Origin of the sequence: Pseudonocardia kunmingensis (assembly GCF_006716445.1) — a bacterium.
GTDB classification, from domain to species: domain Bacteria; phylum Actinomycetota; class Actinomycetes; order Mycobacteriales; family Pseudonocardiaceae; genus Pseudonocardia; species Pseudonocardia kunmingensis.
This window is the reverse complement of sequence record NZ_VFPA01000003.1, coordinates 1,030,654-1,055,108: the sequence shown is the minus strand read 5'-3', so window position 1 is coordinate 1,055,108 and position 24,455 is coordinate 1,030,654. Positions and strand designations below refer to the sequence as shown.

The 24,455-nt window shown below is 72.0% G+C and carries 28 protein-coding genes; 6 read left to right on the top strand and 22 right to left on the bottom strand.

Features of this window, described 5'->3' with window-relative positions; all coding sequences use genetic code 11:
- Positions 1-64: 64 nt before the first annotated feature.
- Positions 65-1,180 carry a serine hydrolase domain-containing protein gene (locus FB558_RS27905; RefSeq protein WP_142058349.1) on the bottom strand — a complete coding sequence of 372 codons (1,116 nt, stop codon included), beginning with the start codon at positions 1,178-1,180 and terminating at the stop codon, positions 65-67.
- A 147-nt stretch (positions 1,181-1,327) separates the two neighbouring features.
- On the opposite strand from FB558_RS27905, the gene FB558_RS27900 reads away from it, so the two are divergent.
- The 3 genes from FB558_RS27900 to FB558_RS45305 all read left to right on the top strand — a co-directional run bounded on the left by FB558_RS27900 (position 1,328) and on the right by FB558_RS45305 (position 3,129).
- A complete protein-coding gene (locus tag FB558_RS27900; RefSeq protein ID WP_142058347.1) occupies positions 1,328-1,762 on the top strand; it encodes a DUF6632 domain-containing protein in 435 nt (144 codons plus the stop codon).
- 142 nt (positions 1,763-1,904) lie between these two features.
- On the top strand, positions 1,905-2,549 hold the full coding sequence (locus tag FB558_RS45310) for an MFS transporter (RefSeq protein WP_211366880.1): 645 nt from the start codon (positions 1,905-1,907) through the stop codon (positions 2,547-2,549).
- 46 nt (positions 2,550-2,595) lie between these two features.
- Entirely contained in the window at positions 2,596-3,129 is a 534-nt protein-coding gene (locus tag FB558_RS45305; protein ID WP_281288697.1) for an MFS transporter, read from the top strand.
- 101 nt (positions 3,130-3,230) lie between these two features.
- Here the strand turns inward: FB558_RS45305 and FB558_RS27890 are convergent, their stop codons facing one another.
- The 12 genes from FB558_RS27890 to ccmA all read right to left on the bottom strand — a co-directional run bounded on the left by FB558_RS27890 (position 3,231) and on the right by ccmA (position 12,875).
- Entirely contained in the window at positions 3,231-3,812 is a 582-nt protein-coding gene (locus FB558_RS27890) for a thioredoxin-like domain-containing protein (RefSeq protein WP_170231557.1), read from the bottom strand.
- A gap of 70 nt (positions 3,813-3,882) precedes the next feature.
- Positions 3,883-5,343 carry an apolipoprotein N-acyltransferase gene (gene lnt / locus FB558_RS27885; RefSeq protein ID WP_142058343.1) on the bottom strand — a complete coding sequence of 487 codons (1,461 nt, stop codon included), beginning with the start codon at positions 5,341-5,343 and terminating at the stop codon, positions 3,883-3,885.
- Between the two features lie 247 nt (positions 5,344-5,590).
- Positions 5,591-6,265: a TlpA family protein disulfide reductase gene (locus FB558_RS27880; RefSeq protein ID WP_246106784.1), complete on the bottom strand. Its 675-nt coding sequence runs from the start codon at positions 6,263-6,265 to the stop codon at positions 5,591-5,593.
- A complete protein-coding gene (locus FB558_RS27875; RefSeq protein ID WP_142058341.1) occupies positions 6,265-6,909 on the bottom strand; it encodes a TlpA family protein disulfide reductase in 645 nt (214 codons plus the stop codon). Before FB558_RS27875 ends, FB558_RS27880 begins: the two co-directional genes overlap by 1 nt.
- The gene (locus tag FB558_RS27870) at positions 6,906-7,700 is read right to left on the bottom strand and encodes a tetratricopeptide repeat protein (protein ID WP_142058339.1); all 795 of its coding nucleotides are present in this window, start codon (positions 7,698-7,700) and stop codon (positions 6,906-6,908) included. Before FB558_RS27870 ends, FB558_RS27875 begins: the two co-directional genes overlap by 4 nt.
- On the bottom strand, positions 7,697-8,194 hold the full coding sequence (locus tag FB558_RS27865) for a cytochrome c-type biogenesis protein (protein WP_142058336.1): 498 nt from the start codon (positions 8,192-8,194) through the stop codon (positions 7,697-7,699). Before FB558_RS27865 ends, FB558_RS27870 begins: the two co-directional genes overlap by 4 nt.
- Positions 8,187-10,169 carry a heme lyase CcmF/NrfE family subunit gene (locus FB558_RS27860; RefSeq protein ID WP_246106783.1) on the bottom strand — a complete coding sequence of 661 codons (1,983 nt, stop codon included), beginning with the start codon at positions 10,167-10,169 and terminating at the stop codon, positions 8,187-8,189. The genes FB558_RS27865 and FB558_RS27860 overlap by 8 nt, the downstream gene beginning before the upstream one ends.
- Positions 10,166-10,600: a cytochrome c maturation protein CcmE gene (locus tag FB558_RS27855; RefSeq protein ID WP_246106782.1), complete on the bottom strand. Its 435-nt coding sequence runs from the start codon at positions 10,598-10,600 to the stop codon at positions 10,166-10,168. The genes FB558_RS27860 and FB558_RS27855 overlap by 4 nt, the downstream gene beginning before the upstream one ends.
- Complete coding sequence (locus FB558_RS45300; protein ID WP_281288689.1) at positions 10,597-10,719, bottom strand: hypothetical protein; 123 nt, start codon at positions 10,717-10,719, stop codon at positions 10,597-10,599. The genes FB558_RS27855 and FB558_RS45300 overlap by 4 nt, the downstream gene beginning before the upstream one ends.
- Positions 10,712-11,467, bottom strand: coding sequence for a cytochrome c biogenesis protein CcsA (gene ccsA / locus FB558_RS27850; protein WP_142058334.1), 756 nt, complete (start codon positions 11,465-11,467; stop codon positions 10,712-10,714). Before ccsA ends, FB558_RS45300 begins: the two co-directional genes overlap by 8 nt.
- A complete protein-coding gene (locus FB558_RS27845) occupies positions 11,464-12,144 on the bottom strand; it encodes a heme exporter protein CcmB (protein WP_142058332.1) in 681 nt (226 codons plus the stop codon). The genes ccsA and FB558_RS27845 overlap by 4 nt, the downstream gene beginning before the upstream one ends.
- The gene (gene ccmA, locus FB558_RS27840; protein ID WP_142058330.1) at positions 12,141-12,875 is read right to left on the bottom strand and encodes a heme ABC exporter ATP-binding protein CcmA; all 735 of its coding nucleotides are present in this window, start codon (positions 12,873-12,875) and stop codon (positions 12,141-12,143) included. Before ccmA ends, FB558_RS27845 begins: the two co-directional genes overlap by 4 nt.
- Before the next feature lie 137 nt (positions 12,876-13,012).
- Here ccmA and FB558_RS27835 point away from each other — a divergent pair, with 137 nt between their 5' ends.
- From FB558_RS27835 to FB558_RS27825, 3 genes are all read left to right on the top strand, one after another.
- Entirely contained in the window at positions 13,013-13,747 is a 735-nt protein-coding gene (locus FB558_RS27835) for a cytochrome c biogenesis CcdA family protein (protein ID WP_142058328.1), read from the top strand.
- A gap of 145 nt (positions 13,748-13,892) precedes the next feature.
- Positions 13,893-14,435 (top strand): DUF2231 domain-containing protein, encoded by a 543-nt coding sequence (locus tag FB558_RS27830; RefSeq protein WP_170231556.1) that lies wholly within the window; start codon positions 13,893-13,895, stop codon positions 14,433-14,435.
- Positions 14,432-15,451: an endonuclease/exonuclease/phosphatase family protein gene (locus tag FB558_RS27825; protein ID WP_142058324.1), complete on the top strand. Its 1,020-nt coding sequence runs from the start codon at positions 14,432-14,434 to the stop codon at positions 15,449-15,451. The genes FB558_RS27830 and FB558_RS27825 overlap by 4 nt, the downstream gene beginning before the upstream one ends.
- 143 nt (positions 15,452-15,594) lie before the next feature.
- On the opposite strand, the gene FB558_RS27820 is transcribed toward FB558_RS27825, so the two are convergent.
- From FB558_RS27820 to FB558_RS27790, 9 genes are all read right to left on the bottom strand, one after another.
- Complete coding sequence (locus FB558_RS27820; protein ID WP_142058322.1) at positions 15,595-16,485, bottom strand: extensin family protein; 891 nt, start codon at positions 16,483-16,485, stop codon at positions 15,595-15,597.
- Between the two features lie 185 nt (positions 16,486-16,670).
- A complete protein-coding gene (locus FB558_RS43455) occupies positions 16,671-17,258 on the bottom strand; it encodes a GNAT family N-acetyltransferase (RefSeq protein ID WP_170231555.1) in 588 nt (195 codons plus the stop codon).
- A 350-nt stretch (positions 17,259-17,608) separates the two neighbouring features.
- Complete coding sequence (locus FB558_RS43450; protein WP_170231554.1) at positions 17,609-18,166, bottom strand: hypothetical protein; 558 nt, start codon at positions 18,164-18,166, stop codon at positions 17,609-17,611.
- A 187-nt stretch (positions 18,167-18,353) separates the two neighbouring features.
- On the bottom strand, positions 18,354-19,316 hold the full coding sequence (locus FB558_RS27810) for a M56 family metallopeptidase (protein ID WP_142058318.1): 963 nt from the start codon (positions 19,314-19,316) through the stop codon (positions 18,354-18,356).
- Positions 19,313-19,684 carry a BlaI/MecI/CopY family transcriptional regulator gene (locus FB558_RS27805; RefSeq protein ID WP_211366879.1) on the bottom strand — a complete coding sequence of 124 codons (372 nt, stop codon included), beginning with the start codon at positions 19,682-19,684 and terminating at the stop codon, positions 19,313-19,315. Before FB558_RS27805 ends, FB558_RS27810 begins: the two co-directional genes overlap by 4 nt.
- A 290-nt stretch (positions 19,685-19,974) precedes the next feature.
- Positions 19,975-20,226, bottom strand: coding sequence for a hypothetical protein (locus FB558_RS43445; RefSeq protein ID WP_170231552.1), 252 nt, complete (start codon positions 20,224-20,226; stop codon positions 19,975-19,977).
- Positions 20,227-20,932: 706 nt separating this feature from the next.
- On the bottom strand, positions 20,933-21,565 hold the full coding sequence (locus tag FB558_RS44060; protein WP_211366878.1) for a VldE C-terminal domain-containing protein: 633 nt from the start codon (positions 21,563-21,565) through the stop codon (positions 20,933-20,935).
- 174 nt (positions 21,566-21,739) lie between these two features.
- The gene (locus FB558_RS27795; RefSeq protein ID WP_142058316.1) at positions 21,740-23,299 is read right to left on the bottom strand and encodes an MDR family MFS transporter; all 1,560 of its coding nucleotides are present in this window, start codon (positions 23,297-23,299) and stop codon (positions 21,740-21,742) included.
- Positions 23,299-24,309, bottom strand: coding sequence for a PLP-dependent cysteine synthase family protein (locus tag FB558_RS27790; RefSeq protein WP_142058314.1), 1,011 nt, complete (start codon positions 24,307-24,309; stop codon positions 23,299-23,301). The genes FB558_RS27795 and FB558_RS27790 overlap by 1 nt, the downstream gene beginning before the upstream one ends.
- Positions 24,310-24,455: the final 146 nt, after the last annotated feature.

The following is a 24,455-nucleotide window of genomic DNA, read 5'->3' as shown; positions in this document are numbered from 1 at the left end:
GCCAACGCATCCACTGTCTACGCCGCGATGCCGCTCAGCTCGGTTCTCGGCCTGTGACTCTCTGCTAGGGGCGTCTCACCTCGGTGTTGATGTCGTCGTCCAGTGCGGCAGCGATCTCGGCCACTCGGGAGTGGTCGTGCAGGCGCCGGGTGACGTAGGCGACCGCGTGCCCGTGGCGCAGCGACCACCAGGCGGCCGACCCGCCGAGTCCGCCGAGACCGATGATCGCATCGGTGCGCAGCGGGCCCAGTGTCCATGCCAGCGTGCGGCCTACGGTGTCGTCCGTGCCGCAAACCTGGGTGGTGAGGTATTCGTCATGGAGTTCGTGTCCGAGGAGTCGCCGAACCGGGCCGTCGGGGCTGGTCAGGCTGCCATAGAAGGCGGCAAGGGCTGACGCGGAGGCGTGGAGGTTGATCGCGCCGAACACTGCGCGACGCCAGCCGACGGAGTTGAGTCGACTGGGGTCGAGCGCGCCCGTCGGCGCTGCAAGGACTCGGCCATAGGACGGATAGACCTCAGCGAGGATCTGTTCGGCCGCGCCCGGGAGGGCGTGCTCGACGTCGGCGACGCGATCCAGGTCGCGTTCGGGCACGCCGAACCACGCGTCGATGTTCAACGCGGGTCGAACGACATCGGCGTACACCTCGCCCAGCGAGCGGCCGGTACCCGCACGCAGAACACCGTCGATCAGGTGACCGTAGGTCAGGGCGTGCTCGGCAACCCTCGAGCCCGGCTCCCACTTTGCGGGTGCCGCGGCCAGTGATCGAAGCAGGCCGTCCTGGTCGAGCAGGTCCAGCGTCGCAGCCGAAGGTGGGAACGCGGGGAGCCCGGCCCGGTGGGTGAGGATCTGTCGGAGCGTGGTGGCGTTCTTTCCCCCTGTGCCGTACTCGGCCCAGTACGCACTCACCGGCTCGTCCAGGCGCAGTGTCCCGTCCGCTACTGCCGTCAGCGCGGCGAGCGAGGCGAAGGGCTTCGAGACGGAGTAGGTGTGGACCAGGGTGTCGTGGCGCCATGGCCGGGAGCGCGCGCTGTCGGCCCACCCGCCCGTGAGTCCTACGACCTCCGTGCCGTCCGCCCACACCGACAGGGCGGCGCCGGTCTCCCGGCCGTCCGCGACGAGTCGCGTGAAGACGTCGCGCAGCTGCTCGTATCCCCTGGCGACGAACCCGCTGATGTGCATGGTGCCTCCTGATGGGTTGCGTGTTGAGAAAAACGGTACGGGGGTAGGGTAGTGAAGTGGGTATCGTCTCCGCGACCGCGATGCATCAGGAGGCGTAGGGGTCGTGTCAGGAGGAGCGATGTGGTGTTGGTCGTCAGCGGAGGTCCGATGAGCCAGGACCATGCTGAGCTGGGGCGCAGGGTGGTGCAGCGCCGTCTTCGAGTCGCCCTCGTCGTTGTCGGCGTTGTCTTCGTCTTCGGGGTCTACCCGTTGATCCACCTGTGGCCGTCGGGTTTCCGCTGGCAGCCGCAACAGGACGAGTACGAGCAGATGATCGCCGCCGTCTACGCGGTCCTGGGGGTCTTCCTGATCCGCGCCGCCCGCGACCCGCACGGACACCTCTCCCTGATCTGGTTCACCGTGTGGTCCAGCCTGGTGCACGCTGCAGTCATGGCGTTCCATGCGGTCGCCGACGCGGCCGAACGAGTGCATCTCGTAGGTGATGTGCCGGCGCTGCTGGTCGTGGCCGCCGTCCTTGCGGTGCTCACGCCGCGCCGCTCGGCCTCGTCGACACCGCCCTCTGCTCCTTCCGCAGGCCGATGATCTGCTGTCCTCTCTGGTGGTCGGGGCAGCGAATCCACGACGTCGCAACCAGGCCGCGGCCGCCCGTCGGCGAGAGCAGACGCAGCAACGAGCCCGCGGTGCGCTGCGCCGGCTCGCCTCCCGGCACGGGTGACGGCACGTCGTGAACCAGCCCGACAACGGTCGGGTCCGGCTGCGGGCAGTATTCGCCCAGCCGGGCTACCGGCGGCTGTGGTCGGCCCGGACCGCATCGCGATGGGGCGACGTCTTCGCGACAGTCGCGCTGAGCCTGCTCGTGCTCGACCTGACCGGCTCGGCGCTCGGGGTCAGCGCGGTCGTCGCAGTCGAGATCATTCCGGTGCTGCTGCTCGCACCGTTCGCAGGGACACTCGTCGACCGGCTGCCCCGGGTCCGGGTCATGGTCGCCGCCGACCTGCTCCGCGCGGTGCTCGCCGTCGCGCTGATCTTCGCCGGGGGGAACGTCGCGGTGGTCTACGCCGTCGCGTTCGGCCTGTCGGCCGGCGCGGTGCTGTTCAACCCCGCCGCGAACAGCACCCTGCCGGCTCTGGTCAAGGACAACGAGCTGGTCGCTGCGAACAGCGGCATCTGGACCGCGGCCGTGCTCGGCCAGATCGCGCTCGCCCCGCTGGCCGGCATCCTCTACACCGTCCTCGGTGCCGGCCCGGCGTTCGCGATCAACGCCGCGAGCTTCCTGGTCAGCGCCGCGGTCCTGGCCGGACTTCGTCTCCCCGCCGCACCCATGCCAACCCGGCGACCGGGGCTCTTCGCCGACGCGGGGCTGGGATGAAGCTGCTCGCCACCGACCGCCTCCTCGGTGCGCTCGCGGCGGGCAACTGCTCGCCGCGCTGTCCGCCGGGCCGACCAGCGCGCTGCTGGTCGTCCTCGCCCGCGACCACCTCGCGCTTCCGCCGGGTGGCTACGGGCTGCTGCTCGGCGCCATCGGGGTCGGTGCCGTGCTCGGCCCGTTCCTGCTCACCCGCCTGGTCAGCGACCCGAGACGCCCTGCGTTCGTTTTCGGCCCCTACGTGCTGCGCGGCCTGATCGACCTCGTCCTGGCCTCCTTCACCGCTCTGCCCGTCGCGTTGGCTGCCCTGGCCGTTTACGGCTTGGGCACCTCGAGCGGCGCGGTCACCTTTAACTCGCTCCTCCAAGCCCACACCCCGGAGCACGCCCGGGGCCGCGTCTTCGCCGGTTTCGACATGCTCTGGCAGCTCGGGCGCCTTGCCTCGCTGCTGGTCGGCGGCCTGCTCGCCGCGGCGATCGGCATCCAAGCCGTCTACTACCTCGGCGGAGCATTGCTCCTTCTCGCCGCCGCCGTTGGCCGGCACGGCCTACGCAATCGACGTGGGAACACCCCGCCGAGCTGACCACCCGGTTCTTGAGCCGCCCTCGTCACTGGACGATGTCTCGAGCGCAACCGCCTCTGCCGTGCCTCGGGCAGGCTGGTGAACGAACACCCCGACCGGGCTCACCGGCCTGGCGCCCGGCCGCACTCGCCGCCCGGTTCCGGCGGCGTGTAGGGGTTGTTGCGCAACGCCTGGACGAACTGCTCGAACCTCGGGTCCTCCGGAGTGTCGAGTGTCAGCCGGTGACCCCACGCCTGGAGGGAGAGCGGTGCGTCGAGCCCGGGGTAGGGCGACAGCAGCAGGTACGGATCCCCGGTGACGCGGGCGGTGGGGGCCCGGAGCACCACGGCCGGCGTGCGCGCAGGATCGTCGGTGATCCAGACCGCGCCGTGCTCGAGTGAGTGGACGGCCTCGGCATCGCTCACCGGGTCCAGGTACGCCGCGCCGGAGCAGGCCGCCCATCGGGTCCCGTGCGGCCCACCCACCGGGGGTCGCGTCTCGTAGCCGGGATCATCGGCCGTGTCGTGTTCACCACCGCGGAACTCCTGGACACGGACCCCGGAGATCGCGGTGGCGGGGTCCGGTCGCTCCGCCGACGGGGTGAAGGCCGCGAGTTCGCGCTCGGCGTCCGGCGGCAGGAGCGTGTCCAGGGCGACGCTGCCGTACGTCACGGCGGCGATCACGAGGACCAGGACACCGCTCACGGCTCCGAGACGTCCTCGGCGCCGCGGTTCTGGCTCGGGCGACGGCGGAGTGGGCGCCGTACTGTCGTCGTCACTGCTGGTCATCGCGCTCCGCCTGCGGCGCTCGCCGGCGCCGCACCTCGCCCGCGAGCGCCGGCGCCAGGAGGGCGAAGCCGGCGAGCGCGAGGAACGGCAGGTCGCCGAGCCGCGCGTAGGGGGTGAGCCCGGTGGACAGCGGCACGGTCCCGCGGAGCAGGCCGGGTGCGCCGAGCTCGGTCTGCGCCACCACCCGCCCGTCCGGGAGGACGACGGCGGAGTAGCCGGTGGGAGCCGACTGCAGGACGGTCCGTCCGAACTCGCGGGCGCGCAGGCGCGCCGCCGCGACCTCGATCGCCGGGACCTCCTCGGTGACGTAGGAGGCGGCGTTGGTCGGAACGAGGACGATCTGGCCACCGGCGAGGACGGCTTCGCGCACGCGGTCGGCGAAGAGCACCTCGTAGGAGATGACCACGCCGAGCGGGCCGACCGGGGAGTCGAGGAGTGCCTCGCCCTCGCCAACGATCGCATCGCAGGGGACGAGCGCGGTCAGGTCGGTGACGCGCTCGAGCAACGCGCGGCCGGGGATGTACTCGCCGAAGGGGACGCGGTGCTCCTTCTCGTACCGGTCGAGGAGCGCATAGTCGGGCCCGTACAGGACCGCGACGTTGCGGAATCCGGCGTCCTGCGACTCGGCGACTCCGACGACGACCGGGGCGTCGAGCGCGCGGGCCAGGTCGGCGACCCGCCGTTCGGCGGCGGAGCCGGCGATGGAGCCGGGAACGCTGATCACGGCCTCCGGGAACAGGACGAGGTCGGGGAATCCGGTGATCTGCTCCGCCACCGCGAACTGCCGGTCGGTGGTGTCCTGCGGGTTCGTGAAGACCGCGCGCACCCCGCGGGGGCCTCCGCCCTGCACGACGGCGGCGTCGAGGCTGCCAGTCGGTGTGGTCGTGACGGCCGCCCCGGCGGCGAGCGGGGCGCCGGCGACGACGACGGCGATCCCGACGGCCGGCAGTCGTTGCCTGCCGCGGGTGAGGTACAGGGCCGCGAGCCCGACACCTGCGGTCGCCGCGAGCGCGGTCACCAGCAGCGATCCGCCCAGCGGCGCGGCGAGGGCGAACGGCCCGTCGAGTTGGCTGAGCACGAGCGCGGGCAGCGGAAAGCCGCCGAAGGGGAACCGGGTCTGGGTGGCGTCGAGGAACACCAGAGCCACCGGCAGGCCCCACCAGCCGCCGGACCACCGCCCGGTGCGGGCGGTCGGGACCAGCGCGACGGCGACGGCGAGCATGACTGCCTCGAGCACTGCGACGGCGACGTAGCCCGGCACGGCGAACCCGGCCAACCACACCAGAGTGGAGGCGTACAGGACGAGGCCGGTGAGCCCGCCGAGCACCAGCCGGGTCCGCAGCCGTCTGCCGTGCAGCGCGATCGTCAGCGCGGCGACCCCGGCCGGCAGCAGCGGCCACCAGCCCCGCGGCGGTGCGGCGAGCGCCCACGCGGCACCTGCTGCCACCGCGAGAGCGAGTGCAGCGCGAAGCGGTGCGGCGGGCCCGGCGACGCGTCGGTCTGGTCTCTCCTGAGGTGCAGCGTCGCCGCCGGTCGCGACGTCGGTCACCGGTTATTCTCCCTGCTGTGGATGTCCGTCTCCGCACGCGTCCGGTGGTCGCCCCGTCCGTCGACCGTCGCTGATCGGCGCGCCTCCTCGGAGCTGGGTCTATTCGCGCTGGGCGCGGCACGGCTCGCTATCTCGAGAGGCGTGATCACGGGGCGGCCAGGTAGCGCTGCACCGTCTGTGCGACCTCGTCGGGACCGGCGAACACGACGGGCGGGTTCACCCGCCGGACCGACCCATCGGCTCGCACCACGTACGTGGTCGGGACGGCGAGGGGCACCTGCAGCGCCGCCCACAGCTCCCCGTCGGTGTCGACCACTGACGGGAAGGTCGCGCCGAGCTCGGCGAGCAGGGCCAGGGCGGCGGTGGCGTCGTCGCGGACGTCGATGCCGATCACGGGTACCGCGTCCGGCCGGGCGGCGTAGGCGTCGAGGACCGGGATCTCCTCGCGGCAGGGCTTGCACCAGGAGGCCCAGATGTTGAGCAGTGCGGGTCGGCCGGCCAGCGCCGCGGCGAGATCCACCTCGACGGGGGAGCCGAGGCAGGGGACCGTGATCCCGACCAGTGGCCCCGCGGCCGGGGGTGCGCCGGGCGCCGGCGCGGGGCAGGGGGCGAGCCCGGCCCGGGCCCGCAGCGGGGCCAGCTCCTCGTCCGACGGCATGGTCATGACCGCGCCGCCGGCGTCGACCGACCACGGGAGGACCCGTCCGCCCGGCTCCGCCTCCTGACCGCTCCGGGGCCAGAGCGCGAGCACACCGGCGACGGCGAGCACCGCGACGACCACCGTCCAACGCGCCTCCGACGAGCGCATCATGCTGCGCATCAGCTGCTCCCGACCAGGGGTGCGCCGGGCGCGGGTTGCACTCCGACATCCGTGCGGGACTCCGGCCGCTGACCGGCGAGCACGGCGTCGAGCGCACCGGCCAGGAGTGGGTAGGTCGACGGCCCCGTGATCTTGGCCACGACCGTGCCCGAGCGGTCCAGGACGAACGTCTCGGGCACTCCGAACAGGCCGAACTCGAGGGCGGCGCGGGAGCCGACGTCGCTGGCGTACAGGTAGTTGTCCCCGCCGCGACCCAGCTCGTCGAGGAACGCCGCCGCAGAGGCCGTGCCGTCCTGGTAGTCGATCCCGACGACGGTGACCTCGGCGTCGCGGTACTGCTTCGCGGCCGCGAGCAGCGCCGCGTGTTCCTCACGGCACGCGACGCACCACGACGCCCAGAAGTTGACCACGACGATCCGGCCGCGCAGGGCGGCGAGCGAGACCTCTTCCGGCCCCTCGAGCTCCGGGAGCACGACATCTGGGGCTGGTTGGCCGATCAGCGGACTGTCGACCAGCGTCGGGTCGGTCTCCAGCCGCATCCCGAACACCGCCCCGATCCCGATCGCGATGAACGCGACCACGACGGCGACCAGCTTCGCCGCCCGGCGTCTCCGCGGTGGACTGGGGTGCAATGAGTCGCTCATCCCGAACCTCCTGCGCGTTGCTCGGCGACGGTGGAGAGCTGGTCGACCTGCGTTCGGTCCTCCGGGGTCAGATCGCGCCGCGCCAGCTCCTGCAAGGTGGCGCGCGCACCCGTCGGGTCGTCGACGCCGTGGAGCTGGATGTTCGCCTTGGACCACAGCGCCCGGATGTGGGCGGGATCGATGGAGAGGGCCTCGTTCGCGGCCGTCAAGGCTTCCTGCGGCTGGCCGACCTGCAGGAGCAGCCAGCTCAGCCCGGCGAGCCCCTCGACGTTGCGGGGCTCGCGGCGCAGTGCCTCCAGGTAGTGGCGCACCGCGCGGTCGTACTCGCCCTGTCCGGCGTAGCGGTCGGCCAGCGCCAGGCGCATTCCGACCACTTCCGGGTTGGCGTCGACGACCTGTTCGAGTTGCTCGTCGGTGACGGCGGCCGAGGGATCGAGCGGCGGAGCGACCCCCTGGACGGCTTCGTTCCCGGTGACAAAGCCCCCGGCCGGGCGCTGCAGCACCGAGGTGGGCAGCAGGACCACCGCGGCCATCAGCGCGACGACCCCGGCCATCACATAGGCAAGGGTCCAGCCACGTGGGCGGGGGCGCGTCTCCGCCGCCGCATCGCCCTCGGGGCCGAGCGCGTCCACCGCCTGCAGCGCGCGGCCGGCCGTGGTCTCGTAGCGGTGCCGCAGGGGGCGGGCGCCGGCCTCGGTGATCTCGCCGGCGGCGACCTGTGCCTCAAGTTCGACGATGTCGCGAACGGCTTGGTCGGCCAGCTGGCGCAGCTGCGCCTGTCGGCCGGTCACGGTTCGTCCTCCTCGCCGGGCCCGGCCGCCCGAGCACGGGCCACGGCATCCTCGACCCGATTGCGCGCGCTCTCGGCGAGCTCGACCGCCGGCGCGTCGCGCCGGCGCACCCGGGCCAGCACCACGGCGACGCCGAGCGCGGTCGCCGCGAGCGGCACCAGCCAGAGCGGGAGGGTGCTGCCGCGTCTCGGCGGGTCGAGGAGCACCCAGTCGCCGTAGCGGCCGCGGAAGAAGTCGACGATCTCGCGGTCGGTGCGCCCGGCCACCACCTGTTCGGCGACGACCTGCCGCATCGCGGTTGCCATCTCGGACGGCGAATCGGCGATGGACACGCTCTTGCACACCGGGCAGCGCAGCCGCTCCGAAAGCTCCTGGGCGCGATCCGGTGCCGGCCGCGCCGCTGTCGCCAGCGTGACCACGGTGACCGCGAGCAGACCCAGGATCGCGAGCGCGACGGCGAGGGAACCGACCCGCCGCCGGCCGGCCTCACCCACCGGAACCCACCTCCACCAACGGCTCCTCCCGGGGCGGGGCCGCCTCCAGCCGCCGCCGGGGGGTGCCGAGCGCCCAGAACCCCCCGGCGGCGACGAGCGCTCCCGCGACCCACAGCCACATCATCAAGGGGTAGCGGAAGAGGTTGATCGTCACGCGCTCCGGGTCAAGGGCGGCCAGGGCGACGTAGACGTCCTGGCCTGGGGTCGACCACACGGACGGGTTGCCCACTGCCTGCGTCTGACCGGGGAAGGAGTTGAGCCCGGGCTCCGCCACCCAGACGACCTCGCTCCCGGAGCGCAGCACGATGTGGGCGTCGGTGACGAGCCGATCGGGCTGCTGGTGTTCCTCCGTGCGCTCGAACGTCACGGAGTAGCCGGCGAAGTCGGTGGACTCGCCGAGCTCGAGGGTGACCGTGGCGCGCTCGGCGAGGGCGCCGGAGACGGCGATGACCACGGCGGTGAGCGCTACCCCGAGGTGGGCCAGCTGCCCACCCCAGTAACCGCGGTGCCCGCGCAGCAACCGCCACACCCCGGCCGGCGTGCGAACGGGTGCTGTGACCAGCAGCTGGCGCACGGTGGACGCGGCCACGCCGGCCGCGATGCCGACGACCGCGACCACGCCCGGTGACAGCACACCGGCGGACACGACCGCAGCGGCGGCCGCACTGGCCACCAGCAACGGGATCCGCATCCGGGCCCACAGCACCGCCGCATTCGCCCGGCGGTAGGGGGTGACCGGTCCGACACCCATGGCGAGCAGCAGGGCGAAGCTCAGCGGCACGGCCATCCGATCGAAGAACGGGCGCCCGACCGAGACCTGCTGTCCCGTCAGGGCCTCGACGAAGATCGGGTAGGTCGTGCCCAGCAGCACCACGAACGCGAACAGGCTCAGCAGCAGGTTGTTGACCAGAAAAACGCCCTCCCGGCTGGCGAGCGACTCGGGCCGGGACAGCGAGGCGACCCGCTCGGCGCGCAGCACGATCAGGGTGAAGCCGGCGAGGACGACGAGGACGAAGAAAGTGAGCAGTGCCGGTCCGACCGCGGACTGGCTGAAGCTGTGCACCGAGACGACCACCGAGGAGCGTGTGAGGAACGTCCCGAGGATCGTCAGGGAGAAGGTGGCCAGCGCCAGCACGAAGTTCCAGGCCTGGAGCATCCCGCGGCGGACCTGCACGACCGCGGAGTGGATGAACGCCGTGGCGACCAGCCACGGGATGAGCGCGGCGTTCTCCACGGGGTCCCAGGCCCAGTACCCGCCCCAGCCGAGCACCTCGTAGGACCACCAGGCGCCGAGCACGAGACCGCCGGTGAGGAAGCTCCAGGCCACCAGGTTCGCCCGCCGGGTGCGGCGCAGCCACTCGACGCCGCCCTCGCGCAGCAGCAGCGCCGACATCGCGAACGCGAACGGCACGGTGAAACCGACGTAGCCCAGGTAGAGCATCGGCGGGTGGAACGCGACCATCAGGTGGTCGCGCAGGATCGGGTTCGCACCCGGCCCGTCCGCCGGGGGGTTGGCGAGGATCTCGAACGGGTTGGCGGCGAGCACGACCATCCCGAAGAAGAACGCGGCGACCAGCCCGAGCACGCCCAGCGCGCCGGTGCCCAGCCGGTCGGCGGTCCCGGGCACCTGCCGCATCACCACCGCGGTGAAACCGGCCAGTACCAGCACCCAGAGCACCATGCTGCCCTCGAGCGCCGCCCACGCGCTGGTGATCGTGAAGAACAGCGGCGTGGCCCGCGAGTGGGTCTCGGCGACGTAGGAGACCGCGAAGTTGTCGGTGAGCAGCGCCACCTCCAGCGCGGTCATCGCGAGCGCCGCGCCGCCGAGCATGCACCAGACCGCGGCCTGCAGCTGGCGGCGGCGCACGGCGTCGGGCCGTCGCTGGGCGTATAGGCCGAGCACGGCGAGCACGATCGAGCCGGCGAGGCCGAGCATCGCGCCCGACCAGCCGGCGGCCGGCACTGCGGTGATCACGGCGCCTCATCCTCGGGAGGGCGGTAGTTCTCGTCGTGCTTGACCTTCATCGTGTCCGAGACGAACTCGCTGCCGCGCCAGGAGCCCTCCAGCACGACCCCGATCCCGCCTCCGAACAGCTGGGCCGGGGCGCCGCGGTGCTCCACCGGGATCGTCGTGCCGCCGTGCCCGGATGCCGAGGTGACCACGAACCGCACCCCGTCCGCCGTCGGCGTGACGGTGCCCTCCTCGACGAGCCCGCCGAGCTGGAACCGGCGACCGTCGGCGTACTCGACGCGCTGCGTCACCGCCTCGGCCGGCTCGAGGTAGTAGACCAGGTTGCGGTTGAGGTTGCCGAACGTCAGCAGCCCGACGAGCACGGCCACCACACCCAGGACCGCGGCCGCGAGCATCCGGTACCGGGTGAGCGTCCGCGGGGTCGCCTGGCTCACTGCGACTCCTCCGCCCGCCGTCGCAGCACCGTCATCCGGTGCACCAGCACCGTGACGTAGCCGGCCAGCGCCGTGGCCGTCGTCGCGTAGCCGAGGATCACCCACGCCCACTCAGACATCCCATCCCTCCCGTCGCGGGGCGGTCACCGCAGCACCGGCCACCGGGCGGGGCAGGCGCTCGTCAGCTGCATCGAGCGCGTCCGCCGCGGCCTGCAGTCGGGCGCGGGCCCGCACGAGCATGGCGAACAGCAGCGTGAACGCCACGACACTGAGCAGCAGGACGGCGAGCATCGTGTGGTCGATGCTCGGATCGCCCGGCTTGAGCACGGTGGGTGGCTGGTGCAAGGTGCGCCACCACACCACCGAGAAGTGCACCAGCGGCACCTGCGCGAACGCCACCACCCCGAACACGGCCGAGCGGCGGGCACGCAACTGCGGGTCTGGTGTGGCTCGCCGCAGGGCCAGGTAGCCGAGGTAGACGAAGAACAACAGGGCGGTCGTGACGAGCCGCGCGTCCCATGTCCACCACACCCCCCAGGTGGGCTTGCCCCAGATCGAGCCGAGCGCGATCGCGAGGCCGGTGAAGAACACCCCGACCTCCGCGCTCGCCGCGGCGAGGCGGTCGAGGCCGGGTCTGCGCCGCCACAGCCAGCCGATGCTCGTGGCGAGCGTGACCGCGTACCCGAGGTAGGCCGTCCACGCCGCCGGGACGTGGACGTACATCAGCCGGACCAGCTCGCCCTGCAGGTAGTCGGGCGGTGAAAGCATCGCGGCCGCCAGGCCGACGGCGCCGGCCAGCCCGGCGACGACCGGGAGTCGGCGCCCGAATACGGTCCCGGGCGAGACCCGCACATCGGTCCCTCTCATGTCAGGTCCTCCAGGTAACGGACACACGACGCGGCGAGCAGCGCGGCGACGAGGACGACGGTGACGACGAGCACCAGCCACGGCCACGGCGCCTGCCCGTGCTGTGCGGCCCGCTGGACGCTCGTCGCGCCGATCAGGAGTGGAACCGCGACCGGCGCCACCAGCAGCGGTCCGAGCGTGGTGCGCCCGGCGAGCCCCACGGCGAGCGCGTCGACCAGGGCGCCGAGCACCGCCAACCCGGCGGCGACGAGCACGAACACCGGCAGCAGCCAGGGCCAGCCCGCCGGGTCCGGGTCGTAGAGCACCACCGCGACGGGGGCCAGCAGGAGCTGGAACCCGAGCAGAAGGACGCCGTTCGCCATCGCACGTCCGGCCAGCCGCACCCGTGGGCCGACCCCGGCCAGCCGCAGCACAGCCAGCTGCGCCGGGGTGTCCACGGCGCTCGCGCGAAGCGTCACCAGCACCCCGAACAACAGCACGACCAGCCAGTACAGCGCCGGCCCGAGCGCGCGGAGCAACGGCGTGTCGACCTCGACGGCGAGCGGGGCCAGCAACAGCGCGACCGCGCCGAACGGAGCGATCACCAGCAGCGCCTCTCCCGCCCGCAACTCCAATTGCAGGTCTTTGCGGGCGAGTGCGAAGGCCTGCGTGAGCGGCGGCGCCGCGGCGGCCGTCACGACGGCGCGCCCCTCTGGTTCGCTCCGGCCACGGGCTCCGCGCGTCCGTCGCTGATCCGCACCATGCCGTCGACGACGCGGGTCAGCCGGTCGGGTTCGTGGGAGACGAGCACGCACGCGCCGCCGCGGCCGCGGACCCCCGCCACGACGTGGTCCACCAGACCGACGGCGTCGCGGTCCAGGCCTGCGTGGATCTCGTCGAGCAGCAGCAGGGACGGTTGTGTCAGCAGCACCCGCGCCAGTTCCGCCCGCCGCTGCATGCCCTGTGAGCAGCGCTCTGCCCGCCGGTGGGCGGCGCCCCCGAGCCCGACGGCATTCAGCGCCCGGTCGGCCGCGCGGTTCTCGCGCCCGGTGAGCCGGGCGACGAACCGGAGGTTCTCGGCCAACGAGAGCTGCGGGTACAGCGCGGGCAGGTGACCGACCAAGCCGATCGCGGGCCGTGTCTCCCCGGCATCAGGGCTTCCGAGCTCCCGGCCCAGTACCTCGCCGCGCCCCGCCGCCGGTGTGACCAGCGTGGCCAGCAGGTGCAGAAGGGTGGTCTTCCCCGACCCGTTCGCCCCCAGCACCCCGAGCGCCTCGCCGGCACCGACCCGCAGGTCGAGATCGCGTAGCACCGGCGTGCGGCCCAGAGTCACCGCGACCCGGTCCAGGCGGACAAGGCACGCGCTGGATTCGCCGACGGCGCTGTCGAGGTCCGCGGCCCGACGGGTGGGCACCCCACTCTGCGGCATGTCGTTCCCCGCTCTTCGGTCGCGGCCACTCGCTCGTACTGCGTATCTAAGTACTGTCTAGCTCAGTACTATGCGCTGTAGAAGATCCCGGTCCGCACGCGGGGTCCCATCGACACCGAACGCCGGAAGGGCGGGTCGTGGAGCTGTTCGCCCTGATGTCGCTCGCCGTCGTGGCGGGTGCGGTGTCGTTCAGCTCTCCGTGCGTGCTGCCGCTGCTCCCCGGTTACGTGTGCTACGTCTCCGGCCTGGGCGACGCACGCCGTGCAGGCGGCGCTGTGGCCGCGCGGCGTCAGGTGGCGCTCGGGTCCGGGCTGTTCGTCGCCGGGTTCGCGGTCGTCTTCACCGCACTGGGCGCCACTGCGTCGGCCGTGGGCCTGCTGCTGCGCCGGCACATCGACGTCATCAACCTCGTCGGCGGCGCCGTCGTGATCGCGCTGGGCCTGACCCTGATCGGGCTGCTCCGGATCCCCGTGCTGCAGCGGCAGGTACGTGTCGACCTCTCCCGCATCGGGGCAGGCCCGGGCAGTGCGTTCCCCCTCGGGGTCGCGTTCGCGTTCGGCTGGACGCCGTGCGTGGGCCCGGTGCTGGCCTCCATCCTCACCACCGCGGCGAGTGCGGCGAACGTTGGGCGCGGTGCCCTGCTGCTACTGGCCTACGCCCTCGGCCTCGGGGCACCGTTCCTGGTTCTGGCCCGCGCCGTGGCCCGCGGACAGGATCGCCTCGGCTGGTTGCGGCGCAACGCCCGGCGGCTCGAGATCGCCGGGGGAGTGGCGTTGGTCGCCACCGGGGTGCTGATGATGACCGGAGGCTGGACCGTGCTGATGAGCGGGCTGCTCGCGTTCTACGCCCGGCTGGGGTGGCCGCCGATCTGACGGATGCGTTCGGCGATCCAGTCCCAGGCCCGCCTCCTTCGCGCGAAGGATCATCGCGATGCGGACGAGGGTGCCTCGGCCACCAGCCCGTGACGATCCGCCGGGGTGCGACACTCCGGACACCACCGGCAGGAGCACCGCAGTCATGTCCGATCCGTCATCCACAGCGCGCGTCTCGCCTCCGTCCGGGCGCAGCTTGCATTCGGTCCTGGTCCTCGCGCCCATCGGGTGCTGGTCGTCCGGCCTGGCTTTCGACGTCGCGTCGCTGTTCAGCGGCGACCCGGCCTTCCTGGTCCGCGTCGGGACCTGGCTGACCGGCGCCGGTCTGGTCGCCGCGGTCGTCGCCGGGATCGCCGGGATGGTCGCGGCAGGCCCGATCCCCGACGGCACCGCGGCCCAGCGCCGGATGCTCGCGCACATGGGCCTGGTCATGACCTTGCTCGTGCTCTACGCCTTCGGGCTGATCCTGAGGCTGGCGGTCCAGCTGGGTGGGCCTGCGGTGCCCTCGACATTGGCGATCTCTGCGACCGGCGTGCTGCTCGTAGGCATAACCGGCTGGACGGGGAGAGCGGTGCGGCGCAGCCGGCCGATCGGTGGGGGTGGGCGGCGTCTTGAGGCGGCGGGGATGGAATCCGGGGAAGGTTCTCAGCGTAGGGACAGCAACCGTCGGGCAGATTCGGACTCGTGAACGCGTCGTCCCGCACGGTCGCCGGCGGTTCCACTGCGCCGCGGAGGTCCCGGGCTCGCATAGTTGCCGCCGCAGGCGCGCTCGTCGTCCTCGCAGCGGTGATGTTGCCCGACCTGTTGTTCGGTCTTGGCGGTGTCGTCCCGTTCGTGCAGCTCGTGGCGTTCCGCCCACAGATCCTCGCGGTGGCGGCGGCCCTGGCCGTCGTGCTCCTGGCCGCGGCGGTGCGGCGACGGTACGCGCGGCCGTTCGCCGCGGGCCTGCTCGCGATCGTGCTGGTCGCCGGCTGGATGGTGCTGCCTCGCGCCGTCGCGGACCCGTCCCCTGCGGCGGCGGGCCGGCCCCTGACCGTGCTGACGCTCAACACCTATGAGGGCGACGCGGATGTGGCCGCGGTGGCCGCGGTGATCCGGTCGGAGCGTCCCGATCTCGTGTCGCTGGTCGAGGCGGGCGCCGCCTACCACTCGCGTCTCGCACCACTGGTCGAGCCACTCGGATACCGCCTCACCAGCACGACCGGGCCCGAACGCGCCGATGTGTGGGGCATCACCGTGGCCGTCACCGGCCGGCTCGGCGCGGTCGGGACCCGGGTCGACACGACGACGCCGTTCCCGATGATCGAGGTCAGCGGTGGTGGACTCGGCGCCCTGCGCTTCGTCGGGTTCCACTCGATGGCCCCCACGGAACCGCACGAGCTCCCCGAGTGGACCCGGGACCTCGAACAGGTCAAGCGCTGGTGCTCGGGTTCGACTCCCGCCGTTGTCACCGGCGACTTCAACGCCACGCTCGATCACTCCTTGCTGCGTTCGGTGATCGCGGGCTGCGATGACGCCACCGCGGCACGTGGGCAGGGGCTCGTCGCCACGTGGCCGGCATGGGTGCCCCGCTGGCTCGGAGCGCAGATCGATCACGTGTTCGTGACCGAGGGGATCGGTGTCGTGTCCGCCGCCGTGCGGGACGTGCCCGGCACCGACCACCGTGCGATCCTCACCCGGCTGGTACTCCCGGCTGCGGGGTGAGTGTCGGACGGAGACGGTGGTGACGACGGCTGCCGCCGGCGTCCGCAGCCATGTGCGAGGACGCGCGTTGATGGTGTCGCCAGTGATCGACCCGACGAGCGCGAGCGGCATCCCGAGGAACACGAGCAGGGCTTGGGTCGTGCTCATCCCGAGCGACCTGGCGGTACGGCCGGCTGCTCGGTCGGGGTGATCCCCAGGTGGAAGTGGTCCTGGTGGACGTCGTCGCTGAAGTAGCCCCGCCCGCTGGGCACGATCGGACCGCCTACCTCGGTCGCCCCGGCGCGTCCCGCCGCAATCATGAACTCGGAAAGCAGCGGATCATCCCGCGGGATGCTGCTGACCGGCCGGCCGTCGACCGCCCGAACATCGACGGCCCGGCCGACTGCGTGGTTGGACAGGTGTGTGCTCGGAAAGACGGTGCCGGGGTGGCCGGAGACGATCACCTGCACGTCCAGCGTGTAGGTGTCGGCGAGCCGGGCGAGAACTGCGAGGATCGGGTCGTTCGCACGACGGTCGGTGATGTCGGCACGACCCGGCTCGGGTATGAGGACGGCAGGGTCCTCCAGGATCGTGCGACCCAGCGGGCTCGGGCCTCCGGCACGTGGCGCCGCGATCTGCGGGCGGGCCGGATCGATGGTCGGAGTCACCTGCCATGTCCCGTCGGCCGTCCGCGCCATCCGCACGTCGAGCAGCACGTCCCGGACGCGGTCACGGCTGTCGATGTGCAGTTCCTGGCGGGCGAGCACCATGACGCTGGCGGCGCGGTCGGTGAGGCCGCCGTACTGGGGGTAGATGAGGGTGGTCGTGGCCTCGTGCGCCGCGGAGTCCAGCAGCGGCGCGGCCGTCGCCATCAGCTCGGCCGGGTATCCGGCGGCCGTCAGCCGGGCGGACGGGGCGTCCGGCTCGGAGGATCGCCAGGTTCCGACCCGCTCGACGAAGTCCGCGGCGGCCTGCTTGGCCTGGGCTTGGACGTCGTACCGGCCAGGTGTGAAGCTGCTGCTCGATGGGGTCAGGGCCGAACGGGCGGGGCCCATCGGCACCGGCTCACGGCTCGATGGCGCGGCTGAGCCGGCTGAAGCCGCCGCCGATTCGGGCCGGAGGGAACCGTGTCCGGGGGGCGAGCCCGAGGCCGCCGGCGCGGCGACCAGCGCGACGACCAGCGCGGCGAAGCCCGTGGCAACGGCGGCTATGGCGACCGCCAACCTGAGGACAGTGCGCATCAGTCTTCAGCCGTCTCGGCTGTCAGGCGGCGGAACCGCTGGACCTGAACGCCGTCGCGGGTGACGAGTCCTCCCATGTCCATCCAGCCGGTGCGGGCGTAGAAGCCTGCGGCACCAGAGGATCCGGACGCGGTCACGAGCTCGGCGGCCGACGCACCCGCAGCCGCACATCGGCGGAGGAACTCCGCCACGAGAGCGCTGCCGGCGCCGGAACCGCGCAGGGGCGGCACGATCACGATCGCGGCCAGATCGGCGATTCGGGCGCCCTGTTCCTGAGTCGAGCTCCTCTCTGCGTTCCGGAGCCGGCGCAAATAGGGGCGGATCCTCGTCCGCGCGAACCGGGCGAGCACGCCTGGCCGCAGCGCCAGTGCGAGTGCGCCGCGGACGAGCAGAGCGTTGCGGTGCCGGGTGACCAGCTCCCGCAGGAACGCCGCTCGATCGGTGGCGCCGATCAGGAAGCCGACAACCTCTTCGCCGCCGTCTCCGTCGCGCCGGACTGCCGACAGCGCTACGGCATCCGCGCTCTCCTGATACGCGCGATGCCAGCGTCCGACGAACCACGGGCCCAATCGGGGGAACAGGCCCATCTGCAGCTCGCCGATGTGGAGGCGGGCGGTGACCGGGAGGTCGCCGACCCGCGAGTCGCGGATGATGTACCGCGGCGGATTCGGGGGCGTCGGGATCGGTGGGGGTTGAGCGTGCCCGGTCGCTGAGCCGGTATCGGAAGGGACCGGGACGGTCGCGTGACCTCCAGCTGGATGGTCAGGTACGGGTGCGTGAGGTGAGGACATCGATGCCTCCGGAGGGGGCCCGGGAACGCGCGACTGGACGACGGATGAGACGACGGCAGGCTGCTGGAGCGACCCAGCCAGCCCCGAGTGGGCGTTGGCCGACATGCTCGATGGCGGGCAGCCATGGCCTGCGTCTGTATGTCGGATTAGACGAGGCTGGCTCGCGGCTCCACCGGAGGACCCCGCCGAGGAGCAGGCGTCAGGTGCGGCCGCCGGGTCGGCGGTGCAGGGTGCGGCTCCGCAAACGGAGCAGGCGGTTGCGGGCGGGCGCCCGACCACATGAGGCGCAGCCAGCGCGTGAACGGATGCGATGTGGCGACCGCGAGGAACAACCGCTCGGCTCCGGCTACCGCCGCGACGATCACTGCGGCGACCAGGACGTGCAGCGCAGTCGTCGACGACTCCGCGGTGACGTGACCGACCAGGCTCACGTCGGGGTCCGGTGGAACCGGTAGGAGCTTCGTTGCGGCGTGCAGCGCGGGCTGGGCGACGACGGCACCGCGGATCGTGGCGAACAGGCCGCCGTGCCGGCCGGCCAGCAGCAGCCGAAGCCCCGCGACCGCCAGCGCGACGAGACCAAGCGTCATCGTGTGCAGTGGGCGTCCGCCTGCGGCGACGTCGGAGACCACCGCGACCACGAAGGTGACGCACGCACCGAAGGTGGCGGCCCCGCGGAACGAGTAGGCACCAGGATCGCAGGTCATCCGGTACCTCCTCCCCGGTCATGCGGCTGGGCGCGAGCGACGCTTCCGCCGACGGTAGCGCCGATCGGCGTCAGCCTGCACGTCCTCCCATACGACCTAGGGTGCGTTCTCCGGTACCGGGTGATCGGGTTGTCCGTGCGGGTAGGTGGCGATGCTCATCGTGCCGGCTTCGACGCGGGAGCATCGATCAGAAGAGGGGGAACGGGCAGAGGTGCGGCAGGAGGGTCACCAGCCCCGCCACCGCGACAGGACCGACCAGCAACACGAGCGCCGAGGCCATGAGGGCGAACCGGACTGGGGTGGCCAGGCGGGGATCGGGTGGGGCCAGGAGTCGCTCCACCCGATCGATGAGCCCGACGCTGCTCGCACCGAGGGCGGCACCGGGAACCGGCTCGACGCCCGACAGGGTCAGCAGCGCCGAGACGAGGGTGGAGCCCGGGTGGCGGCGTACGGCCACATCGTCTGCTCGCATCTCGATGAGCCGTCCGATTGCCGCCGCGCCGGCCGGGAACACCCGCAGGTGGGGTAGCACTGTGGCGACAGCGCGGCTTGACGCGATCAATAGGTGGTGTCGGCCGGACAGGTGTGCGCGCTCATGCGCGAGCACCGCGGCGAGCTGGGCGTCGTCGAGCGCTTCCAGCGCTCCTCGGGTGATGACGATCGTCGGCGGGCGCCCCGCGACGCAGTAGACGGTCCGCTCGGCGGTGTCCAATACCACCGAACCCTCGGGTCCGCTGCCGCGGTCGGCCACCAGTCGTGCGGTGCGACAATGCTGGTGCGTACGCATCCTGGCCCGGCCCAACGCCACCGCGAGGCGACCGATCAGCACGGCGACCGCCGCGACGGACAGTGTCGCCAGCACGAGGAGAGCCATCTGGAGCACCGCGCCGTGGCTGCCCATTGCCATGCGTCCGATCGTGTCGAAGCAGTCGATCAGCACGTCGTGCATGTCGCGGTCGGTGAGCAGGACCGAGCGACCGATGAGGGCTGCGGCCAGTACCCAGGCGAGTAGCACACCGCCGGTTGCGCCGGCCCACGCGGTGATGGCCAGGCGGGGAGCGGTCCCCTCGCGGGTGATCCGGTCGAGCACTGGGGGTGCGAGTACGGCGACGGTCAGGCTGTAGAGCACCAGCAGGATCGCGAGCGTCACAGTTCTCGCCGGCCGTCCGCGGTGCGCTGCAGCACCGCCTGAAGCCGCTGCCGCTCGTCCTCCGAGAGCTGACCGACGAAGTGTGTGAGAACGGCTTCGTGATCGGTCTCGGTGCCGAGCGCCTGCTGCATCAGCTCCGCCCGGTATGCCGCTCGACTGTTCAGCGTCCGATACCGGTAGGCGCGGCCGTCCCGCTCGCGATCGAGGAAGCCCTTCCGGTACAGGTTGTCCATCGTGCTCATGACGGTCGTGTAAGCGATGTGTCGCTCCTGCTGGAGCTGCTCGAACACGTCGCGCACGGTCGCGCTGTCGTCGATCGCCCACAGCCGGTCCATGATGACCGCTTCGAGCTCACCCAAACGTCGCACCGCGCCTCCGCCTCCTGTGACCGCCCAGGGTAGAGCCTTGGGATCGCGGACGTTGCAGTTCGGCGACAGCCAGGAGGGCAAAGTGCGCTCCGACCTAGTACTGTGCACGTACGTAGATCGTGTTGAGGCGCATCGGTTCTCAAGCGGATGCTTGACGGCGTCGTCGCGAGAGCCGTCCCGAACTGGGGCCGCTGCAGCGAGAATCCCCCGCTCGCTGCAGCGGCCCCACCCGCCGCGGCGGCGGTCGGTGGCGCAGTCCTCTTGTCCATTTCCCTGGCCAGAATGAATCGTCAGTTCCCCACCTGTCGCGGCTCGGCGGCCGTCGCTTCCTCGTCGGCGTCTCCGGATGCGGACGAGTGACGCTGCACCGGGATTCGGGCCGCGGTTCCCCGTTGCCGGGGAAGGTGCTCGTCCAGCGGGAGAGCTCCCGCGGCGAGTGCTGCTGCGGTCGCCGCGACCTTCCGCGCTTGTTCCGGGCTGAGGCCCCACGACAGGGCGAGTTGCTCGATGCTGCCAGGACTGCGGTCATCGGTGCCGGACATGCTGATCATCCTCACGACGTGCTGCTTGGCGGATGCGGAGTCGGCGCGCCGGGCTGCTCAAGTCTTGGGGACGTACAGGTGCAGTTCGAACCCGGCGGTCTTCCCGCTATGTGCGCAGCACGCAGAGGATGTGTGGGCGGGGACCGCGGAGATGCGGGGAGTCGGCACGGACGAGTGTGGAGAACGTGTCGGCGTCGGGATTCAGCCCGCTCCCGAAGCCGGGCGTCTTTGCGACAGCGGGGGGAACCGGGACGTGCGGCGCCGCCGACGAGCGCTCGTGCTCGCAGGAGTGTTCACCACCGCCCTCGCCCTCGCCCTCGCCATTTGCGGTCGGAGCGCCCCAGCCGTCAGACGCACCGACCGACGCGGATGAGGAGGTGTGCGCGTTATGTCCGTCGTGCCCGGAGCCGCTCGGCACGCTCGCCCCGAGGGCGCATAGCGCCGAAAGGAGCAGGACGACGGCGAGAACCTGGCCGGTCCGAGGAGCGAACGACCGGATCAGCCCCGCGAGGGTCGACGGCGGCCGCATCAGGTCTCGTCTTTCCGGTAGGCGTGCCTCGACCTCCCGGCCCTGGCCGTCCCAGGCGCCCTCGCAGGCGAGCACCCTCGGCCTTCCGGCACCTCAGTGTGGTGTCGGAGGCGGGAAGGGACGAGCGGCATGAAAGAGACAGTACCGGCGATCGGCTGAAGGCCGCTGAGCTGGAGATCAGCAGGACGCCGGTCCGGTGCCACTGGGGCGGCTGTCGAACGAGATGTGGACATGACCCATGTGGTTGCCCGTGGGGGAGCCCCGGTCCTCCATGGGCTCCCAGCCTTCGCCGTAGTTGATCCGTTGCCGCCAGATGACGTACTTGACCGAGAGGGCTCGCATGTTGTCCAGCGCGCATTCGGCGAGCGCGTCCCCTGTTGCGCGATCGGCCCTGAAATCCATGGCCAGACCGCGGGGGTGATCAGATGCGCTGGCACGCTGGGCGACACCGCCGACCGTGGCGATGTCGAACTCGCAGCGCAGAAGCCCCCCGGCCTGCGCGACCCACGGCTTGACCGCTCCGAAACCGGCCCTGTCGGCCTGGCATCGGGCTCGTTCCGCAGCGGCCTCCCGCGCACGTGCCTCGCGCTCGGCTCGAGCGTGCTCGAAGCTGACCGCCTTGACCAGCGCAGCAGGGTCGAACGGCTCCGGATCCGGGGCTACCGGTTCGACACTCGCGCGCAGCCCCGAGAGCCCGAGTGCCGCGTCCTCGGGTGCTGAGCTCGCGGCCAACAGGTTCTCGTGGAAGGTGGGAATCACATCGCCGTGCACGACGGTGAGCGTGCCGGCGGTGGCGACGGTGGTCGCCACCGCCGCGTGGCCGAGCAGGAGGACGTGGACGGCCGACCGCCGCGCCGAGCGGATACCTGGCCCGCGCGGATGCGTGGACGGGAGCGGCTGCCGGTTGCGGTCACGGGGGGAGTGGTGCCGTGCCACGTCCTGCCTCTCGAGTGAGGGCCGCCGCGCAGACATCGGGGAACGCGTTCACGGCGCCGAGCCTCTACGGCCCGCCCGGACTGTAAGGGCAGAAGCTCGCCCTTCGTAGCCGCCGCCGTTCCGCCTGAGACCGATGTGCTGATCAGGGCGACGAGCGGGAGCCGAAGGAGGTGGCGGCGCCGGCCGGAACAAGGGCGCGACGCTGTACGACCTCAGTGGCTCCGTGGCCGGCTCGTGCCCGACAGGAGTGGGGGACGGCGGCTGAACAGCAGCGGTCCCGGCAGTCACGCGTGCAGGGCGGTCCCTGCGCCGCCGGCCGGGCGAGCGGTGCCGACCTCCCGCGCGCTTCGTCTCGGGCTCGGCAGGCAGTAGTCCCCGGCGCCGCAACGACCGGAGTGCGGCGGCGCAGATCAGGCCGAGGACGAGGAGAGCGAGCCACGGAACGGCCGGAAGGCCGCGGGCCGCCGCGAGATCCATCGCCCAGCCCGTGCCCAGGTTGCCGAGCATGATCCCCACGCCGCACACGGTGTTGTAGAGCCCGTAGTGCGTGGCGACCAACCGGTCGCCGGACAGCGAGACGATGGTGTCCATCTCGAAGGGGAAGACGATCGCGGTGCCCAGCGCGAGCACCGCCGAGGCCATGATCAACGCGACCAGCCCGACCACGACGGCTGCGGCGCCGGTCGGCTCGACGGGCACGAGCTCGGCGACCAGCAACGGGACGAAGGCCGCGCCCATCGTGGCGAGTCCGATGCCCATGGAGCGGCCTGGTCCGAGGCGCTGACGGCACCAGGCCGTCACGCGTAGCTGACCGAGAATCGTCACCAGGCCGGAGACGGCGAACACCGCTGCGACGGCCCCACTCGCCCCCAGCTCCGAGCGCATGATCAGGTTCGCCTGCAGGGGCAGGGCCAGGTACACCTGGAAGGAGAGCACGTAGGAGCCGATCATCGCCACGGCGAAGAGCACGAACGACCGGTTGCTCGCCACGGCACGCCAGGTCGACAGCATCGACTCCCTGGCGGTGTCCGCGGCGCCGGATCGTTGCGGCAGGGCTCGGATCTGCAACACGGTCAGCAGCGCGAACACCGCCGCAGCGACGGCGCAGGTGAGGGAGAACGCGACCCCGGTGAGGGCGAGCCCGATCAGCGGCCCGAGCAGGATGCCGGCCTGGTAGAACACGCTGAACAGGGCGAACGCCTCCACGCGGCGCTCCCCGGCGTCCTGTGCGAGATAGGCCCGCACGGCCGGGTTGAACAGGGCGCCTGCGAACCCGGTCGCCGCCGAGGCCGCGATCAGTGCAGGAACGGAGTCGACGACCCCGAGCAGTCCGAACCCGATCGTGCGCAGGGCGCAGCCCGCGACGATGAGTGGCTTGTACCCGAAGCGGTCCGCGAGACTGCCGCCCAGCAGGAACATCCCCTGCTGGGCGAAGTTGCGTACGCCCAGGACGAGCCCCACCAACCACGTCGCCAGACCCAGCTCGCCGGACAGGTGCGCGGCGAGGTAGGGCACGAGCATGTAGAACCCGACGTTGATGGTGAGCTGGTTGAGCAGCAACAGCTGCACCGGCCGCGGGAACGACCGGTACTGGGCGAATGCCCGCATCAGCCGAACCCCGGCGTGGCGCGGGGGTCGATCACACTGGCGCACCGCGTCCAGCGCTCCACGTTGCGGTGCGCCGGGTGCACCAGGAGCTCGGGTTCGCGGGCCGGTCGCACCCCCAGCAGGCCGTGCGTGTGGCAGTAGTCGTCGTTGTAGACGGTGTCGAAGTAGCGCTGGGGCCCGTCCGGGAAGATCGCCACGATCCGGGTGCCAGATGGAAGCGTCCGGGCCGCCCAGCCCGCCACGAGCCCGACTGCGCCGACACTCCATCCGCCGCTCGTGTAGCTGCTGGCTGCCAGCGCCCGGCACGCCCAGACGGCCTCGGCGGGGGCCACCCAGTGCACCTCGTCGAACGCGCCGTAGTCCACGTTCCGGGGGTAGATGCTCGAGCCGAGACCCCGCATGAGCCGAGGGCGGGCCTGCTGCCCGAAGATCGTCGAGCCTGTGGCGTCGACGCCCACGAGCCGCAGTTCGGACTGGTGCCGGCGGAGCTCCGCGGCGATGCCGGCGGAGTGTCCGCCGGTTCCGACCGAACAGACGAGGACGTCGATCCGCCCAACCTGGGACAGGAGCTCTCGGGCCAGGGGGCCGTACGCCGCCACGTTGTCCGGGTTGTTGTACTGGTCGGGGCAGTAGGCATCGGGGTCCCGGGCCAGCAGACCTCTCACGTGCTCGCGGCGCGCTTCCTGCCAGCCGCCGTGCGGGGAGGGCAGGTCGACGACGTCGACCTGCGCCCCGTAGGCGCGCAGCATCCGGACCATCATGGGCTCCATGCCCGGGTCGCTGACCAGGGTCACCGGGTGCCCGTAGGCGATGCCGGCCAGTGCCAGGCCGAGGCCCAGGGTGCCGCTGGTCGACTCCACGATGCGGGCCCCCGGTCGGAGGTCGCCGCGTTCACGGGCACGTCGGATCATGTGGAGGGCGGGGCGATCCTTGATGCCACCCGGGTTGGCGCCCTCGAGCTTCGCCCAGTACCCGCGGCCGCGCGGGGTGAACGGCTCGTCGATGAACATGACAGGGGTGTCGCCAACGGCGGCGCAGAGGCGAGTGGTGACGTCGACGGCCGGGGAGCGTTGTTCCAGGGTTGTTTCCACTGCGTGTCGTCCTCATCGGAATCGCGCGCACCAGATCAGCGCGCAGGGCGGGGAGCGGTCGCGGG

Bases quoted from the DNA above. Each gene is read 5' to 3' on its own strand.
- FB558_RS27905 (WP_142058349.1), bottom strand. From the start codon at position 1,180: ATGCACATCAGCGGGTTCGTCGCCAGGGGATACGAGCAGCTGCGCGAC.
- FB558_RS27900 (WP_142058347.1), top strand. From the start codon at position 1,328: ATGAGCCAGGACCATGCTGAGCTGGGGCGCAGGGTGGTGCAGCGCCGT.
- FB558_RS27880 (WP_246106784.1), bottom strand. From the start codon at position 6,265: ATGCGCAGCATGATGCGCTCGTCGGAGGCGCGTTGGACGGTGGTCGTC.
- FB558_RS27875 (WP_142058341.1), bottom strand. From the start codon at position 6,909: ATGAGCGACTCATTGCACCCCAGTCCACCGCGGAGACGCCGGGCGGCG.
- FB558_RS45300 (WP_281288689.1), bottom strand. From the start codon at position 10,719: ATGTCTGAGTGGGCGTGGGTGATCCTCGGCTACGCGACGACGGCCACG.
- ccsA (WP_142058334.1), bottom strand. From the start codon at position 11,467: ATGAGAGGGACCGATGTGCGGGTCTCGCCCGGGACCGTATTCGGGCGC.
- ccmA (WP_142058330.1), bottom strand. From the start codon at position 12,875: ATGCCGCAGAGTGGGGTGCCCACCCGTCGGGCCGCGGACCTCGACAGC.
- FB558_RS27830 (WP_170231556.1), top strand. From the start codon at position 13,893: ATGTCCGATCCGTCATCCACAGCGCGCGTCTCGCCTCCGTCCGGGCGC.
- FB558_RS27820 (WP_142058322.1), bottom strand. From the start codon at position 16,485: ATGGGCCCCGCCCGTTCGGCCCTGACCCCATCGAGCAGCAGCTTCACA.
- FB558_RS43455 (WP_170231555.1), bottom strand. From the start codon at position 17,258: ATGGGCCTGTTCCCCCGATTGGGCCCGTGGTTCGTCGGACGCTGGCAT.
- FB558_RS43450 (WP_170231554.1), bottom strand. From the start codon at position 18,166: ATGACCTGCGATCCTGGTGCCTACTCGTTCCGCGGGGCCGCCACCTTC.
- FB558_RS43445 (WP_170231552.1), bottom strand. From the start codon at position 20,226: ATGTCCGGCACCGATGACCGCAGTCCTGGCAGCATCGAGCAACTCGCC.
- FB558_RS27795 (WP_142058316.1), bottom strand. From the start codon at position 23,299: ATGCGGGCATTCGCCCAGTACCGGTCGTTCCCGCGGCCGGTGCAGCTG.
- FB558_RS27790 (WP_142058314.1), bottom strand. From the start codon at position 24,309: ATGTTCATCGACGAGCCGTTCACCCCGCGCGGCCGCGGGTACTGGGCG.